Genomic DNA, 16,120 nt, shown 5'->3' with positions numbered 1-16,120 from the left:
GTCGCCGAAGTGATTTCGATTACACACCGTTTACCTCATCCGTGACGTGGGCAGCGGTTGCGATCTCGCCAATGTGGCGGAAATGTAAAGATCGCGAGGTGGGAATGTGCTCCCATGTCCCCCTCGTCACGTCACTCAGAAGAAAACTGTCATCTCACGTTGAACATGGCGTGGCCCACATCCGTACCCGTGGACGAGCGACCGACTGGGGGAACCCCCGGACATCGGAGGTGGGCGTGCGCAAGGATTCCGTCGTGGCCAATGAACGTGGATCGAGGGCCCGACATCGCATGTCCCAGCCCTCGGAACCTGATGAGGAGCTGATGCGTGCGCTCTATCGCGAGCACGCCGGACCTCTCCTTGCATACGTACTGCGCCTGGTCGCCGGAGACCGGCAGCGCGCCGAGGACGTGGTCCAGGAGACACTGATCCGTGCCTGGAAGAACGCCGGTCAGCTCAATCGGGCGACCGGATCTGTACGCCCCTGGCTGGTGACGGTCGCGCGCCGCATCGTCATCGACGGCCACCGCAGCCGGCAGGCCCGGCCGCAGGAGGTCGATCCGTCGCCGCTGGAGGTCATCCCCGCGGAGGACGAGATCGACAAGGCGCTGTGGTTGATGACGCTGTCGGACGCGCTGGACGACCTGACCCCGGCCCACCGGGAGGTGCTCGTCGAGACGTATTTCAAGGGGCGTACCGTCAACGAGGCCGCCGAGACGCTGGGTATTCCCAGTGGCACGGTGCGGTCCCGGGTGTTCTATGCCCTGCGGTCGATGAAGCTCGCACTGGAGGAGCGGGGGGTGACGGCGTGATGAGTGTTTACGGGGGAAACCAGGGATTCGGTACAGGTGGTTCGGGTATGTCTGGCTCCATGATGGGATCTCCGGGCCCGAGCGAACACGAGACGGTCGGCGCCTACGCTCTCGGCATCCTCGACGACGCCGAGGCAACCGCTTTCGAGGCGCACCTCGCGACCTGTGAATGGTGCGCCCAGCAGCTCGACGAGCTGGCCGGGATGGAACCGATGCTCGCCGCCCTCGCGGATCTGCCCGGGACCGGTTCGCCCGCGATCGGGGAGTCCCTGTCCGCCAGGCCCAGCCCGCGGCTCGCGGAGAAGCTGGTGGACGAGGTCGCCGAGCGCCGGGCGCAGAAGCGCCGCAAGGGCTTCTACCTGGTGGCGGCCGCGGCAGCGCTGATCATCGGCGGTCCGCTGACGGTCATGGCCGTGGGCGGCGGCAGCGACTCGGGTACGAACGCCACACCGCTGGCGGCCGGAGCCAAGGCTGCCTTCGGCACCATCTCCGACAAGGTCTCGGCCACGGACGCGTCCACCAAGGTCAAGGCGACCGTGGCGATGGAGCAGAAGGACTGGGGCACCTGGGGTGTCGTCGAGCTCAGCAACGTCAAGGGCCCGCTGAAGTGCTCGCTCATCGCCGTCGGCAAGAACGGCGAGCGCGAGACCATGTCCTCCTGGTCGGTCCCCAAGTGGGGCTACGGCATCCCGAACGGCAAGACACCGGAGGCGAAGCAACCGCTCTACGCCCAGGGCGGCGCGGCCCTCAAGCCCAACGAGATCGACCACTTCGAGGTCATGACCTTCCAGGGCAAGAAGCTCGTCCAGGTCGACGCGTAGTTCTCGTGAAGATCGACGCGTAGCTTACGTAGCTTTGCCGGGTCCCCTTCGCGTACGGTTGACGGCTGCCATGCACGTCAGAAGGGGGCCCGGTGGCCGCTCAGGCTCAACCCGAAACCGCCGTCGGCTCGGATCACGACTCCGTACGCGACCGAGAGATCAGCGTCGAACAGGAACACCTCGACCGGGTGTACCGGCGTCTTGAGGAGAAGATCCACGAGGCCGAGTTCCTGATGAACGACGCGGCCAAGCGCGGTCAGGTCGGCACGCCCGGCGCCCTCGCCGAGCGGGACGCGCAGGTCTTCCGGGCGGGAATCCATCTCAACCGGCTCAACAACGAGTTCGAGGACTTCCTCTTCGGGCGCATCGACCTGCTGCTCGGCAAGGACGGCAAGAAGGGGCCCGACGGCGCCTACACCGCCGTAGAGCCTGCTGAGGGTGCCGTGCGGGACGACGGCACCGCCGACATCGCCGAGACCCTGCACATCGGGCGGATCGGTGTCCTGGACTCCGAGTACGCGCCGCTGGTCATCGACTGGCGGGCGCCCGCCGCCGCCCCCTTCTACCGCTCCACCCCCGTCGACCCCGGCCGGGTCGTGCGCCGCCGTGTCATCCGATCCAAGGGCCGCAAGGTGCTCGGCGTCGAGGACGACCTGATGCGCCCCGAGCTCAGGGCCTTCCTCGACGGCAACGAGCTGCCCGTCATCGGCGACGGCGCCCTGATGGCCGCCCTGGGCCAGGCCCGCAGCCACACCATGCGGGACATCGTCGCCTCCATCCAGGCCGAACAGGACCTGGTCATCCGCGCCCCCGCCGCCTCGGTGACGTATGTCGAGGGCGGCCCCGGCACCGGCAAGACGGCCGTGGCCCTCCACCGTGCCGCCTACCTCCTCTACCAGGACCGGCGCCGGTACGCGGGCGGCATCCTGATCGTCTCCCCGACCCCCCTGCTCGTCGCCTACACCGAGGGTGTCCTGCCCTCCCTCGGCGAGGAGGGCCAGGTCGCCATCCGCGCGATCGGCTCCCTCGTCGACGGTGCGGAGGCCACGCTCTACGACTCCCCGTCCACCGCCCGCGCCAAGGGCTCGTACCGCATGCTCAAGGTCCTGCGGAAGGCGGCGCGCGGAGCACTGGAGCTGGGGCCGACCGCCGGCCCTGGACGCGCCGCCTCCGGTCAGCTCGCCTTCGGCGAGGAGGACACGGACGGGTCCGGCGCCCCCACCGGTCCGCCCACCCGTCTGCGGGTCGTCGCCTTCGGCCGCCGTCTGGAGCTGGAGGCCGCCGAGCTGGGCCGTATCCGCCAGGCCGTGCTCGGCGGCACCGCGCCCGTGAACCTGCTGCGCCCCCGCGCCCGCAAGCTGCTCCTCGACGCCCTGTGGGCACAGTCCGGCGCGGCGGGCCGGCACACCGACCCGGAGCTGGCCGCCGAACTGCGGTCCTCCTTCGATGAGGACGTGTCGAGCGAGGACGCCTTCCTCGCCTTCCTCGACGCCTGGTGGCCCGAGCTCACGCCCAGGGCAGTCCTTGCCGCCATGGCCGACGAGCGTCGCCTCGGCCGCTGGGCCCGCCGGATCCTCAACCCGGGCGAGGTCCGCAAGGTCGCCCGCTCACTCAGACGCGACGGCCACTCCGTGCACGACATCGCCATGCTCGACGAGCTCCAGTCGATCCTCGGCACCCCGGCCCGCCCCAAGAAGAAGCGCGAACTGGACCCGCTCGACCAGCTCACCGGCCTCGAGGAGCTGATGCCGGTGCGCGAGGAGTCCCAGCGCGAGCGCGCCGAGCGGCTCGCCCAGGAGCGCACCGAGTACGCCCACGTCATCGTCGACGAGGCCCAGGACCTCACCCCGATGCAGTGGCGCATGGTCGGCCGCCGCGGCCGGCACGCCACCTGGACCGTCGTTGGCGACCCGGCCCAGTCCTCCTGGTCCGACGTCGACGAGGCGGCCGAGGCGAGGGACGAGGCCCTCGGCACCCGCCCCCGCCGCCGCTTCGAGCTCACCGTCAACTACCGCAACCCGGCCGAGATCGCCGAGCTGGCCGCCAAGGTGCTGGCGCTCGCCATGCCGGGCGCGAAGTCCCCCTCGGCCGTACGGTCGACCGGCGTCGAGCCTCGGTTCGCGGTCGTACGGGACTCCCTCGCGCAGTCCGTCCGCGAGGAGGCCGCCCGACTCCTCGACCGTGTCGACGGCACGGTCGGCGTCGTCGTCGCCATGCAGCGCCGCGAGGAGGCCGCCCGCTGGCTCGCCGGGCTCGGCGACCGGGTGGTGGCCCTCGGCAGCCTGGAGGCGAAGGGCCTGGAGTACGACGCGACGGTCGTCGTCTCGCCCGCGGAGATCGCCGACGAGTCCCCGGCCGGCCTGCGGGTCCTGTACGTCGCCCTCACCCGTGCGACCCAACAGCTGACCATCGTCTCGACCGACCGCGACGCCCCGGACGCGAACGCCGTCCCCGACCTGCTGAGGGACTAGCCCCTGCTCCATCGAAGTTAAGAACCGGATGAACTCTCGCCACGGGAATGGCCTTACGGGATCCGTTTGTTAGCCTGGGTGTGGCACCGGCCCGATCCAAGCCCCCGGGCCCAACCTTCGTCGCTACGAGCGACCACTTGCCGCGAGGCGAGCATGGCGGGTCGGTGCCACTTGATCCCGGAGGCTCGCGTCACCCTGTGACGCGGGCCTCTTTTGCTGTGAACAAAACGATCGCAATCCGGAGCGGCTAACGCCTACTCGGCAGTAGGTGCGACCATCGGACGGCATACCCAGCGTCACGGTGAAAGCAGAGGAAGTCGGCCATGGCAACGGCGCCCAGCGTCTCCTACTCCATTACGGTCCGGTTGGAGGTGCCCGCGAGCGGAACCGCGGTCTCCCAGATCACCACGGCCGTAGAGTCCCACGGAGGCTCGGTGACCGGCCTCGACGTGACCGCCTCCGGCCACGAGAAACTCCGCATCGACGTCACCATCGCGGCGAGCTCCACGGCCCACGCCGACGAGATCGTCACGCAGCTGCGCGGCATCGAGGGCGTCACCCTCGGCAAGGTCTCCGACCGTACGTTCCTGATGCACCTCGGCGGCAAGATCGAGATGGCGTCGAAGCACCCCATCCGCAACCGTGACGACCTCTCCATGATCTACACGCCGGGCGTGGCCCGCGTCTGCATGGCGATCGCCGAGAACCCCGAGGACGCCCGCCGCCTCACCATCAAGCGCAACTCCGTTGCGGTCGTGACGGACGGCTCGGCCGTGCTGGGCCTCGGCAACATCGGCCCGAAGGCCGCCCTCCCGGTGATGGAGGGCAAGGCGGCCCTCTTCAAGCGGTTCGCCGGCATCGACGCCTGGCCGCTGTGCCTCGACACCCAGGACACCGACGCGATCGTCGAGATCGTGAAGGCGATCGCCCCCGGGTTCGCGGGCATCAACCTCGAGGACATCTCTGCGCCCCGCTGCTTCGAGATCGAGGCGCGGCTGCGCGAGGCCCTCGACATCCCCGTCTTCCACGACGACCAGCACGGCACCGCGATCGTCGTCCTCGCCGCCCTGACGAACGCACTTCGCGTCACCGGCAAGGCAATTGAGAACATCCGGGTCGTCATGTCCGGCGCCGGCGCGGCCGGTACGGCCATCCTCAAGCTGCTGCTCGCCGCGGGCGTCAAGAACGCCGTCGTCGCCGACATCCACGGCGTCGTGCACACCGGCCGCGAGGACCTGCGCGAGGCCGCGGTCGACTCGCCGCTGCGCTGGATCGCCGACAACACCAACCCCGAGGGCCTGACCGGCACCCTCAAGGAGGCCGTGCGCGGCGCCGACGTCTTCATCGGCGTCTCCGCCCCGAACGTCCTCGACGGCGACGACGTGGCCGCCATGGCCGACGGCGCGATCGTGTTCGCGCTCGCGAACCCCGACCCCGAGGTCGACCCGGCAATCGCCCGTCAGACGGCGGCCGTTGTGGCCACCGGCCGCTCCGACTTCCCGAACCAGATCAACAACGTGCTGGTCTTCCCGGGCGTCTTCCGCGGGCTGCTGGACGCCCAGTCCCGCACGGTCAACACCGAGATGATGCTGGCCGCCGCAACCGCTCTCGCGGACGTGGTGACCGAGGACGAGCTGAACCCGAACTACATCATCCCGAGCGTCTTCAACGACAAGGTCGCGGGCGCGGTGGCCGGTGCGGTGCGGGAGGCGGCGAAGTCCGCGGCAGCTTCGTAAGGGCTTGCAAGGGCTTTTTCGGGGGCTGTGAGGATCGCCACGGCAAGGCCTTGCACCGGCGCGTCGTGGAACCTGACCCTCCTGGTCGCCGTTTATCGTGTCGGCCAGGCTCAGGCCCTCTTTTCGTGTGACTCCCAAGGGTGTTCTCACGACTCCTGCGGGTGCCGGATTGGCTTTCGCGCCGCAGGTAGGGGCAGGATGCGTCCCTGGGCGCGAGGGGTCTGACCACGGACCCGGGCCCGGGGCCTCTCCGAGGACCCTGGCAGCATCGGCTTCACCGTGCCCGATATGCGGCTCCGCCGCGTGGCACGCCTCAACGGCAAGAAGAACACGGGAGTAACAACATGAACCGCAGTGAGCTGGTGGCCGCGCTGGCCGACCGCGCCGAGGTGACCCGCAAGGACGCCGACGCCGTGCTGGCCGCGTTCGCCGAGACCGTCGGCGAGATCGTCGCCAAGGGCGACGAGAAGGTCACCATCCCCGGCTTCCTGACCTTCGAGCGCACCCACCGTGCCGCTCGCACCGCGCGCAACCCGCAGACCGGCGACCCGATCCAGATCCCGGCCGGCTACAGCGTCAAGGTCTCCGCGGGCAGCAAGCTGAAGGAAGCCGCGAAGGGCAAGTAAGCGCTCCGCTTCGAGCGCCGGGCACCTGCGACCGCCGTCGGCCGACGGGACGTCCGTGGCTGGTCGCGCCCGCGCGGCGGTAGCCGCATGTAGAGGCAGCCCCGCGCCCCTTCGGGGGCGCTCCCACAACGCCGATGGGGCGGTCACCCGGACTCGGGTGACCGCCCCATCAGCGTGCGTACGAGTGCCGTTTACCCGAGCGCCTTGCCCGGCAGTTCCACCTTCGCGCCCAGCTCCACGAGCTTCTCCATGAAGTTCTCGTAGCCACGGTTGATGAGGTCGATGCCGTGGACGCGGGACGTGCCCTGGGCCGCGAGCGCGGCGATGAGGTACGAGAAGCCGCCGCGGAGGTCGGGGATGACCAGGTCGGCGCCCTGGAGTTTCGTCGGTCCCGAGACCACGGCCGAGTGCAGGAAGTTGCGCTGGCCGAAGCGGCAGTCGGAGCTGCCCAGGCACTCGCGGTACAGCTGGATGTGAGCGCCCATCTGGTTCAGGGCGGAGGTGAAGCCGAGACGGGACTCGTAGACCGTCTCGTGGATGATCGACAGGCCCGTGGCCTGCGTGAGGGCGACCACGAGCGGCTGCTGCCAGTCCGTCTGGAAGCCCGGGTGCACGTCCGTTTCGAGCGCGATGGACTTCAACTGGCCGCCGGGGTGCCAGAAACGGATGCCCTCGTCGTCGATCTCGAAGGCCCCGCCCACCTTCCGGTAGGTGTTCAGGAACGTCATCATCGAGCGCTGCTGGGCGCCGCGGACATAGATGTTGCCCTCGGTCGCCAGCGCCGCGGACGCCCAGGAGGCGGCCTCCAGGCGGTCCGGGAGCGCGCGGTGGTTGTAGCCGCCGAGCCGGTCCACACCCGTGATGCGGATGGTGCGGTCGGTGTCCATCGCGATGATGGCGCCCATCTTCTGCAGGACGCAGATCAGGTCCTCGATCTCCGGCTCCACGGCCGCGTTCGAGAGCTCCGTGACGCCCTCCGCGAGGACGGCCGTCAGCAGCACCTGCTCGGTCGCGCCCACGGACGGGTACGGCAGCCGGATCTTCGTGCCGCGCAGCCGCTGCGGCGCCTCCAGGTACTGTCCGTCCGCCCGCTTCTCGATGCGCGCGCCGAACTGCCGCAGCACCTCGAAGTGGAAGTCGATCGGCCGGCCGCCGATGTCGCAGCCGCCGAGACCCGGGATGAACGCGTGCCCGAGGCGGTGCAGCAGCGGACCGCAGAACAGGATCGGGATACGGCTGGAACCCGCGTGCGCGTCGATGTCCGCGACGTTCGCACTCTCCACGTGGGACGGGTCCATCATCAGCTCGCCCGGCTCCTCACCCGGACGGACCGTCACGCCGTGCAGCTGCAGCAGTCCGCGTACGACACGGACGTCCCGGATGTCCGGAACGTTGCGCAGTCGACTCGGTTCACTGCCCAGCAGGGCGGCGACCATTGCCTTCGGTACGAGGTTCTTCGCACCGCGGACACGGATCTCGCCCTCCAGCGGGGTTCCGCCGTGGACAAGCAGGACATCGTCGTTGACGGTCATGTATCTCGCGTTCCGATGAGTGGGGCAGGGGCCAGAAGGGAAAGGGTAATCGCCGCCCACCCCCCTTCTGTAAGCCCGAGGGCGGCCCAGCTACGTCATAGCTGTGTCACAACACGAACCGTTCCCTGGTGGGCACATGGGGTCACCGGCCCTCCCGTGCGCCCGGGGCGCTTCATTCCTCCCTGAGCTGCATTCACCCGGTAACCGCCATTGCCTCCCCAAGCGGAGGCAAGATGCGGGATCATGTCTGCCATGACCGAGGTGTCCTCGCTCACAGGGCGGTTGCTCGTGGCAACGCCCGCCCTGGCGGACCCGAACTTCGACCGTGCGGTGGTGCTCCTTCTCGACCACGACGAGGAGGGCTCCCTCGGTGTCGTCCTCAACCGGCCCACCCCGGTGGACGTCGGCGACATCCTGGAGGGCTGGGCGGATCTCGCGGGTGAACCCGGCGTCGTCTTCCAGGGCGGCCCGGTGTCCCTCGACTCGGCCCTGGGGGTCGCCGTCATCCCGGGCGGCGCGACCGTCGACGGGGCGCCGCTGGGCTGGCGCAGAGTGCACGGCGCGATCGGTCTGGTCGACCTGGAGGCACCGCCCGAGCTGCTCGCCTCGGCCCTCGGCTCGCTGAGGATCTTCGCCGGATACGCCGGCTGGGGCCCCGGCCAGCTGGAGGACGAGCTGGTCGAGGGCGCCTGGTACGTCGTCGAGTCCGAGCCCGGCGACGTCGCCTCGCCGTCCCCGGAGAGACTCTGGCGCGAGGTGCTGCGCCGCCAGCGCAGCGAGCTGGCGATGGTGGCCACGTATCCGGACGACCCGTCGCTCAACTGATCCGTGTGACCTTCAGTACCCTTGGCACTTATGAGCACTCTTGAGCCCGAGCGCGGGACTGGTACGGGGACCCTCGTAGAGCCGACGCCACAGGTGTCCCACGGCGACGGCGACCACGAGCGCTTCGCCCACTACGTCCAGAAGGACAAGATCATGGCGAGCGCCCTCGACGGGACCCCCGTCGTGGCGCTGTGCGGCAAGGTCTGGGTGCCCGGCCGGGACCCGAAGAAGTACCCCGTGTGTCCCATGTGCAAGGAGATCTACGAGTCCATGGGCGCCGGCGGCGACAAGGGCAAGGACGGCGACAAGTAATCCTGTCTTCGGCCCGGGGCAGGTGATCCCGCTCCGGCCCGAGCTCGGCGAGGCCCCGGGGCGCGTTTCGGCGCGTCTGCGGGGCCTCGGTTCGTGTGCATGAGGCCCCGGCCGTCCGGCCGCTTCCCGCAAGGACCGACGTGACTTCACAGACGGAACTGATTCCCGTGCCCCGCAGCGTCGTCACCGGTGCCGGCGAGGTGCGGCTGACGGCCGATTCCCGGCTCTGGGCCGGTACCGCGACGGAGGGCGTCGGCCGCTGGCTGCGTACCGTCCTCTGGCAGGCCACCGGGCTGCCCCTGCCGCAGGGGCGGGAACTCGACGACGCGCACGGCGACGGTATCGCGCTGCGGCTCGACCCAGGGCTCGGTCCCGAGGAGTACCGCCTCGTCAGCGACCGGAACGGCGTCCTCATCGAGGGCGGCAGCGCGGCCGGTGTCTTCTGGGGCGCCCAGACCCTGCGGCAGCTCCTCGGCCCCGACGCCTGTCGCAGGGCCCCGCTCGACCGCGACCGCACCTGGGCCGTGCCGTACCTCACGGTCGAGGACTCCCCCCGCTTCCGCTGGCGCGGTCTCATGCTCGACGTCGCCCGGCACTTCATGCCCAAGGAAGGCGTCCTGCGCCACCTCGACCTGATGGCCGCGCACAAACTCAACGTCTTCCACTTCCACTTGACGGACGACCAGGGCTGGCGCGTCGAGATCAAGAGGTACCCACGGCTGACCGAGGTCGGATCCTGGCGGGCGCGCACGAAATTCGGCCACCGGGCCTCACCGCTGTGGGAGGAGAAGCCGCACGGTGGCTTCTACACCCAGGACGACATCCGAGAGATCGTCTCCTACGCCGCCGAGCGGCATATCACCGTCGTCCCCGAAATCGACGTGCCCGGCCACTCGCAGGCCGCCATCGCCGCATACCCGGAACTCGGCAACACCGACGTCATCGCTGCGTCCTCCAAGGGGGACACCGCCCTCTCCGTCTGGGACGACTGGGGGATCTCCGCCAACGTACTCGCCCCCACCGACAACACCCTGCGTTTCTACGAGGGGGTGTTCGAGGAACTCCTCGGCCTTTTCCCGTCGGAGTTCATCCATGTCGGCGGCGACGAATGCCTCAAGGACCAGTGGCGGCAGTCCGCGACTGCGCAGGCCCGCATCAAGGAACTCGGGATCGCGGACGAGGACGAGCTGCAGGCGTGGTTCATCGGTCACTTCGACAAGTGGCTGACCGCGCGCGGGCGCAGGCTCATCGGCTGGGACGAGATCCTGGAGGGCGGGCTCGCGCCGGGCGCGGCCGTGTCCTCGTGGCGCGGGTACCAGGGCGGGGTCGCCGCAGCCCGGGCCGGTCACGACGTGGTCATGTGCCCCGAGCAGTACGTGTACTTGGACCACCGCCAGGCGGCGGGCGAGGACGAGCCGGTGCCGATCGGCTATGTGCGCACCCTTGAGGACGTCTACCGCTTCGAGCCCGTTCCACCGGAGTTGACATCCGACCAGGCAGAACATGTGCTCGGCACGCAGGCCAATGTGTGGACCGAGGTGATGGAGGACCCCGCACGGGTGGACTACCAGACGTACCCGCGGCTTTCGGCCTTCTCGGAGGTGGCCTGGAGTGCGCTTCCCGCCCCGGCGGAACGGGACTTCGCCGACTTCGAGCGGCGGATGGCCGTCCACTACCGGCGACTTGACGCCCTGGGAGTGGCCTACCGGCCGCCGACCGGGCCACTGCCCTGGCAGAAACGTCCCGGCGTGCTCGGGCGGCCGCTGGACGGGATGCCCCCGAACAGGTAAGTGAGCCCCCGAACAGGTAAGGCAAAAACGTCGTAAGCATCACCGAAGAGTGGCAATTCGTGCGCACCGGTGATGCCGTACGAAAACGGACCATCTCCCTGGTGAAGTGGGCGAATGCCTCCTAGCGGACCCCCGTCTTCGGGGCTTGCGAAGATGTGCCAGAGTTGCCACGTCCGCCCTGTCAGCACGTACCGTACGGCAGCACAGGTGGGACCAGGTGGGGCAGCGGGAAGGGGCAGCCGGTTTTGACCACGCACGCACCGCAGGCGGCGCAGGCCGTCACGCTGCCCACGACGCTGGACGAGGCCGTGGCGGCACTCACCGCCGTGCCCGCCGCCGTCCCGGTGGCCGGCGGCACCGACCTCATGGCAGCCGTCAACTCGGGTCAGCTCAGGCCCGCCGCACTGGTCGGTCTCGGCAGGATCAGCGAGATCCGCGGCTGGCAGTACCAGGACGGACACGCCCTGCTCGGCGCCGGGCTCACGCACGCGCGCATGGGGCGCCCGGACTTCGCGGCCCTGATCCCGGCGCTCGCCGCCGCCGCGCGCGCCGCGGGCCCGCCGCAGATCCGCAACGCGGGCACCCTGGGCGGCAACATCGCCTCGGCGTCCCCCACCGGGGACGCGCTGCCGGTGCTGGCCGCCCTGGAGGCGACACTGATCATCGCGGGCCCGGGCGGAGCCCGCCGGGAGATCCCGGTGTCGCACCTGCTGGCCGCGGTCGACATGCTGCGCGCCGGCGAACTCATCGGGTACGTGCGCGTGCCGCTGCTGCACGCGCCGCAGGTCTTCCTGAAGGCGACCGGCCGGACCGGCCCCGGACGCGCGGTCGCGTCCGTCGCGCTGGTCCTCGACCCCGCCCGGCGCGGAGTCAGGTGCGCCGTCGGCGCCATAGCGCCGATGCCGCTCAGGCCCCTGGACGCCGAGCAGTGGGTCGCCCGGCTCATCGACTGGGACAACGGCCGGACGATCGTCCCGGAGGCGCTGACCGCCTTCGGGGAGTACGTCGCGGCGGCCTGTATCCCCGACCCCGTTCCCGAACCGGACGGCACCGTCCAGCAGCTTCCGCCCGCCGTACTGCACCTGCGGCGCACCGTCGCCGCGCTGGCCCGACGAGCACTGGGGAGGGCGCTGTCGTGACCGACGACCAGCACGGAGAGGGCACACCCCACGGTGGCGGCCGCTGGGACCCGCTGCCCCAGGGTGACTACGACGACGGCGCCACCGCCTTCGTGAAACTCCCCGAAGGGGGCATCGACGCCCTCCTGGCCTCCGCCGACAGTCCGCTTGCGGCGCCCGGCCACGGCTATGTGCCACCGCCGATAACGCCCGATCCCGGCGCGGGTGCGGGGACCGACCCGGCGGCGACCGGCAGCTGGGCCGTGCCCGCCGACGGCGCCCGGTGGCCCGACCCCAACGCCGTGCCGCAGGACACCACGGGCGACCGGTTCGCGTACAACCCCGCGGCCACCCAGCAGTGGAACTTCGAGGAGACGGCGACCCGGGAGTCCGCTCCCGCGCCGGGCCACGATGTGACCGGGCAGTGGTCGATCCCCGTGGCCGGAGGCGACCTTCCGGACGAATCGGGTGAGTTCACCACGTCGTCCCTGGTCCAGCAGTGGGGCGGCACTCCGCCCGCCACGCTCCCGGGCGGCGCCCCCGCCCCCTGGGCGACGGAGGCCGCGGGACAGCCCTGGGGGCAGCCGCGGACCGAGGAGCCGACGGCGCCCGAGGACGGCTCCGGGCACGCGCGTGAACACGCCGCCGAGCCTGCGGCCGGTGCTGGACACGGGTACGAGCAGCCCTCGGCCCACACCGACGGCCGGTCCGGCGGGCACGCGGGCGCCGCGCACGCGCCCGTGGAGCCGGATGCGGCCGCGCACGAGCCCGAGAACGCGCGGGCGCACCACCCCGAGCAGTCCGGCCCCCAGGCCGACGAACACGGGACTCCGCCCGCCGGCACGCCCGCCTCACAGCCCGCACACGGGCCCGGTGAGGCCGCTGGAGCGGCAGGGAGTGCCCAGGAGGCCGCAGAGGCGGCTGAGGGGCCCCTGGAGCCCCTCGCGGAGCCCGCGGCGGATGCCGGGCCGGACGGCGCCGGACCGTCCGCGCGGACGGCGACGGAACCCGCCGCCTCCAACACGCCCGACTCTCCGGATACTTCGGGCACTTCGGTCGCCCCGGATGCGGACGGCGACTCCGAAACCGAAGCCGCCGACGAGGCCCCGCCGCCCCCCGGTGAGGAGCACCCCCTCGCCTCCTACGTCCTGCGCGTCAACGGCGTGGAGCGCCCCGTATCCGACGCCTGGATCGGCGAATCGCTGCTCTACGTGCTGCGCGAGCGGCTCGGTCTCGCGGGCGCCAAGGACGGCTGCTCCCAGGGCGAGTGCGGGGCGTGCAACGTCCAGGTCGACGGCCGCCTCGTGGCCTCCTGCCTGGTGCCCGCCGTGACCGCCGCCGGCAGCGAGGTCCGTACCGTCGAGGGCCTCGCCGTCGACGGACAGCCCTCGGACGTGCAGCGCGCGCTCGCCCGGTGCGGCGCCGTGCAGTGCGGTTTCTGCGTGCCCGGCATGGCGATGACCGTGCACGACCTGCTGGAGGGCAACCCGGCGCCGACCGAGCTGGAGACCCGTCAGGCCCTGTGCGGCAACCTGTGCCGCTGCTCCGGCTACCGGGGCGTCGTGGAGGCCGTCCAGGAGGTCGTCGCCGAACGCGAGGCGCACTCCGAAAGCGACGCTTCCGAACAGGACGGCGGCGAGGCGCGTATCCCTCACCAGGCGGGCCCCGGAGCCGGCGGTGTCAACGCGTCGGCGTTCGAGTCACCCGGGTTCCCCGCGCCGTCGGGACCCCATGACCAGGCGTACGGACAGGACGGAGGCCAGGCGTGAGCAACGAAGCCGCCACCGCGACCACCGCCGCGGAGGCCGCACCCGCTCCCGAGCAGCTGCCGCACGGCCTCGGCGCCTCCCTGCCGGCCGCCGACACCCGTGCCAAGACCGAGGGCACGTTCCCGTACGCGGCGGACCTGTGGGCCGAGGGCCTGCTGTGGGCCGCCGTACTGCGCTCCCCGCACCCGCACGCGCGCATCGTGTCCATCGACACGTCCCACGCGCGCGAGATGCCGGGCGTACGGGCCGTCGTCACGCACGAGGACGTGCCGGGCACCGCCCGCCACGGCCGCCGCAACGCCGACCGGCCCGTGTTCGCCTCCGAGGTCGTGCGCCACCACGGCGAGCCCATCGCCGCCGTCGCCGCCGACCACCCGGACACCGCGCGGATGGCCGCCGCGGCCGTCATCGTCGAGTACGAAGTACTCGACCCGGTGACCGACCCGGAGCAGGCCTTCGAGGCGGAGCCGCTGCACCCCGACGGCAATCTGATCCGGCACATCCCGCTGCGGCACGGCGACCCGGACGCGGTCGGCGAGATCGTCGTCGAGGGCCAGTACCGCATCGGCCGCCAGGACCCGGCCCCCATCGGCGCCGAGGCCGGCCTCGCCGTGCCCCGCCCCGACGGCGGCGTCGAGCTCTACCTCGCCTCCACCGACCCGCACGCGGACCGTGACACCGCCGCCGCCTGCTACGGCCTCGAACCCGAACGCGTCAAGATCGTCGTCACCGGAGTCCCCGGCGCGACGGCCGACCGCGAGGACCAGGGCTTCCAACTTCCGCTGGGCCTGCTGGCGTTGAAGACCGGCTGCCCGGTGAAACTCACCGCGACGCGCGAAGAGTCCTTCCTGGGCCACACGCACCGGCACCCGACCCTCCTGCGCTACCGGCACCACGCCGACGCCGAGGGCAGGCTGGTGAAGGTCGAGGCGCAGATCCTCCTCGACGCGGGCGCGTACGCCGACACGTCCTCCGAGGCCCTCGCGGCCGCCGTCGGCTTCGCCTGCGGCCCCTATGTCGTCCCGAACGCCTTCATCGAGGGCTGGGCCGTACGCACCAACAACCCGCCCTCCGGCCATGTGCGCGGCGAGGGCGCGATGCAGGTGTGCGCCGCCTACGAGGCCCAGATGGACAAGCTGGCGAAGAAGCTGGGCATGGACCCGGCGGAACTGCGCCTGCGCAACGTGATGGCCACCGGGGACGTACTCCCCACGGGCCAGACGGTGACCTGCCCGGCCCCGGTGGCGGAGCTGCTGCAGGCCGTCCGCGACTTCCCGCTCCCCCCGCTGCCCAAGGACACCCCCGAGGACGAGTGGCTGCTGCCCGGCGGCCCCGAGGGCGCGGGCGAACCGGGCGCGGTGCGCCGGGGCGTGGGCTACGGCCTGGGCATGGTGCACATGCTCGGTGCGGAGGGCGCCGACGAGGTCTCCACCGCGACGGTCAAGGTCCAGGACGGCGTGGCGACCGTGCTCTGCGCGGCCGTGGAGACCGGCCAGGGGTTCACCACGCTGGCCCGCCAGATCGTCCAGGAGACGCTCGGCATCGACGAGGTGCACGTGGCGCCCGTCGACACCGACCAGCCGCCGGCCGGCGCGGGCTGCCGTGGCCGCCACACATGGGTGTCGGGCGGTGCGGTGGAGCGCGCGGCCAAGATGGTCCGTACGCAGCTTCTGCAGCCCCTGGCGCACAAGTTCGGCATGTCGACCGAGCTGCTCCAGATCACCGACGGCAAGATCACCTCGTACGACGGTGTCCTGTCGACCACCGTCACCGAGGCGATGGACGGCAAGGAACTGTGGGCCACGGCCCAGTGCAGACCCCACCCGACGGAGCCGCTGAACGAGGCCGGCCAGGGTGATGCCTTCGTCGGCATGGCCTTCTGCGCGATCCGCGCGGTCGTCGACGTCGACATCGAGCTCGGTTCGGTACGGGTCGTGGAGCTGGCGCTCGCCCAGGACGTCGGCCGGGTCCTCAACCCGGCCCAGCTGGCCGCCCGTATCGAGGCGGGCGTGACGCAGGGAGTGGGCATCGCGTTGACGGAGAACCTGCGCACCGCGCGCGGGTTGATCCGCCACCCCGACCTGACGGGCTACGCCCTGCCGACCGCCCTGGACGCCCCGGACATCCGGATCGTCAAGCTCGTCGAGGAACGCGACGTGGTCGCCCCCTTCGGCGCAAAGGCCGTCAGCGCGGTCCCGGTGGTCACTTCCCCGGCCGCCATCGCCTCCGCCGTACGGGCCGCCACGGGCCGCCCGGTGAACCGGCTCCCGATAAGACCGCAGGCGGCCGTGGTGACCGACCGGTGACC

General features: G+C 71.2%; 12 protein-coding genes. 11 read left to right on the top strand and 1 reads right to left on the bottom strand.

Going from position 1 to position 16,120, the window contains the following annotated elements:
* Nucleotides 1-290: 290 nt before the first annotated feature.
* The 5 genes from ABD355_RS25320 to ABD355_RS25300 all read left to right on the top strand — a co-directional run bounded on the left by ABD355_RS25320 (nt 291) and on the right by ABD355_RS25300 (nt 6,466).
* A complete protein-coding gene (locus ABD355_RS25320) occupies nt 291-812 on the top strand; it encodes a sigma-70 family RNA polymerase sigma factor (RefSeq protein ID WP_010039908.1) in 522 nt (173 codons plus the stop codon).
* A complete protein-coding gene (locus ABD355_RS25315) occupies nt 812-1,633 on the top strand; it encodes an anti-sigma factor family protein (RefSeq protein WP_344402907.1) in 822 nt (273 codons plus the stop codon). Before ABD355_RS25320 ends, ABD355_RS25315 begins: the two co-directional genes overlap by 1 nt.
* A gap of 92 nt (nt 1,634-1,725) precedes the next feature.
* Nucleotides 1,726-4,104: a HelD family protein gene (locus tag ABD355_RS25310; RefSeq protein WP_344402906.1), complete on the top strand. Its 2,379-nt coding sequence runs from the start codon at nt 1,726-1,728 to the stop codon at nt 4,102-4,104.
* Between the two features lie 323 nt (nt 4,105-4,427).
* A complete protein-coding gene (locus tag ABD355_RS25305; RefSeq protein ID WP_344402904.1) occupies nt 4,428-5,840 on the top strand; it encodes an NAD-dependent malic enzyme in 1,413 nt (470 codons plus the stop codon).
* 344 nt (nt 5,841-6,184) lie between these two features.
* The gene (locus ABD355_RS25300; protein ID WP_007382399.1) at nt 6,185-6,466 is read left to right on the top strand and encodes an HU family DNA-binding protein; all 282 of its coding nucleotides are present in this window, start codon (nt 6,185-6,187) and stop codon (nt 6,464-6,466) included.
* A gap of 191 nt (nt 6,467-6,657) precedes the next feature.
* On the opposite strand, the gene murA is transcribed toward ABD355_RS25300, so the two are convergent.
* Complete coding sequence (gene murA / locus ABD355_RS25295; protein ID WP_344402903.1) at nt 6,658-7,998, bottom strand: UDP-N-acetylglucosamine 1-carboxyvinyltransferase; 1,341 nt, start codon at nt 7,996-7,998, stop codon at nt 6,658-6,660.
* 252 nt (nt 7,999-8,250) lie between these two features.
* Here murA and ABD355_RS25290 point away from each other — a divergent pair, with 252 nt between their 5' ends.
* The 6 genes from ABD355_RS25290 to ABD355_RS25265 all read left to right on the top strand — a co-directional run bounded on the left by ABD355_RS25290 (nt 8,251) and on the right by ABD355_RS25265 (nt 16,118).
* Nucleotides 8,251-8,823, top strand: coding sequence for a YqgE/AlgH family protein (locus tag ABD355_RS25290; protein WP_344402998.1), 573 nt, complete (start codon nt 8,251-8,253; stop codon nt 8,821-8,823).
* 30 nt (nt 8,824-8,853) lie between these two features.
* The gene (locus ABD355_RS25285) at nt 8,854-9,135 is read left to right on the top strand and encodes a DUF3039 domain-containing protein (RefSeq protein WP_078912757.1); all 282 of its coding nucleotides are present in this window, start codon (nt 8,854-8,856) and stop codon (nt 9,133-9,135) included.
* 140 nt (nt 9,136-9,275) lie between these two features.
* Nucleotides 9,276-10,925 (top strand): beta-N-acetylhexosaminidase, encoded by a 1,650-nt coding sequence (locus ABD355_RS25280; RefSeq protein ID WP_344402902.1) that lies wholly within the window; start codon nt 9,276-9,278, stop codon nt 10,923-10,925.
* A 245-nt stretch (nt 10,926-11,170) separates the two neighbouring features.
* Nucleotides 11,171-12,064: an FAD binding domain-containing protein gene (locus ABD355_RS25275; RefSeq protein ID WP_030943523.1), complete on the top strand. Its 894-nt coding sequence runs from the start codon at nt 11,171-11,173 to the stop codon at nt 12,062-12,064.
* On the top strand, nt 12,061-13,812 hold the full coding sequence (locus tag ABD355_RS25270) for a 2Fe-2S iron-sulfur cluster-binding protein (protein ID WP_344402901.1): 1,752 nt from the start codon (nt 12,061-12,063) through the stop codon (nt 13,810-13,812). Before ABD355_RS25275 ends, ABD355_RS25270 begins: the two co-directional genes overlap by 4 nt.
* Nucleotides 13,809-16,118: a xanthine dehydrogenase family protein molybdopterin-binding subunit gene (locus tag ABD355_RS25265; RefSeq protein WP_344402900.1), complete on the top strand. Its 2,310-nt coding sequence runs from the start codon at nt 13,809-13,811 to the stop codon at nt 16,116-16,118. Before ABD355_RS25270 ends, ABD355_RS25265 begins: the two co-directional genes overlap by 4 nt.
* The last annotated feature ends 2 nt before the right edge of the window (nt 16,119-16,120 follow it).

Source organism: Streptomyces longisporus (assembly GCF_039532765.1).
In the GTDB taxonomy this organism is placed as follows: Bacteria; Actinomycetota; Actinomycetes; order Streptomycetales; family Streptomycetaceae; genus Streptomyces; species Streptomyces longisporus.
The sequence above is the reverse complement of the archived record's forward strand: the minus strand, read 5'-3'. Positions and strand labels throughout refer to the sequence as shown.

Bases quoted from the DNA above. Each gene is read 5' to 3' on its own strand.
- ABD355_RS25320 (WP_010039908.1), top strand. From the start codon at position 291: ATGTCCCAGCCCTCGGAACCTGATGAGGAGCTGATGCGTGCGCTCTAT.
- ABD355_RS25315 (WP_344402907.1), top strand. From the start codon at position 812: ATGAGTGTTTACGGGGGAAACCAGGGATTCGGTACAGGTGGTTCGGGT.
- ABD355_RS25305 (WP_344402904.1), top strand. From the start codon at position 4,428: ATGGCAACGGCGCCCAGCGTCTCCTACTCCATTACGGTCCGGTTGGAG.
- ABD355_RS25300 (WP_007382399.1), top strand. From the start codon at position 6,185: ATGAACCGCAGTGAGCTGGTGGCCGCGCTGGCCGACCGCGCCGAGGTG.
- murA (WP_344402903.1), bottom strand. From the start codon at position 7,998: ATGACCGTCAACGACGATGTCCTGCTTGTCCACGGCGGAACCCCGCTG.
- ABD355_RS25290 (WP_344402998.1), top strand. From the start codon at position 8,251: ATGACCGAGGTGTCCTCGCTCACAGGGCGGTTGCTCGTGGCAACGCCC.
- ABD355_RS25285 (WP_078912757.1), top strand. From the start codon at position 8,854: ATGAGCACTCTTGAGCCCGAGCGCGGGACTGGTACGGGGACCCTCGTA.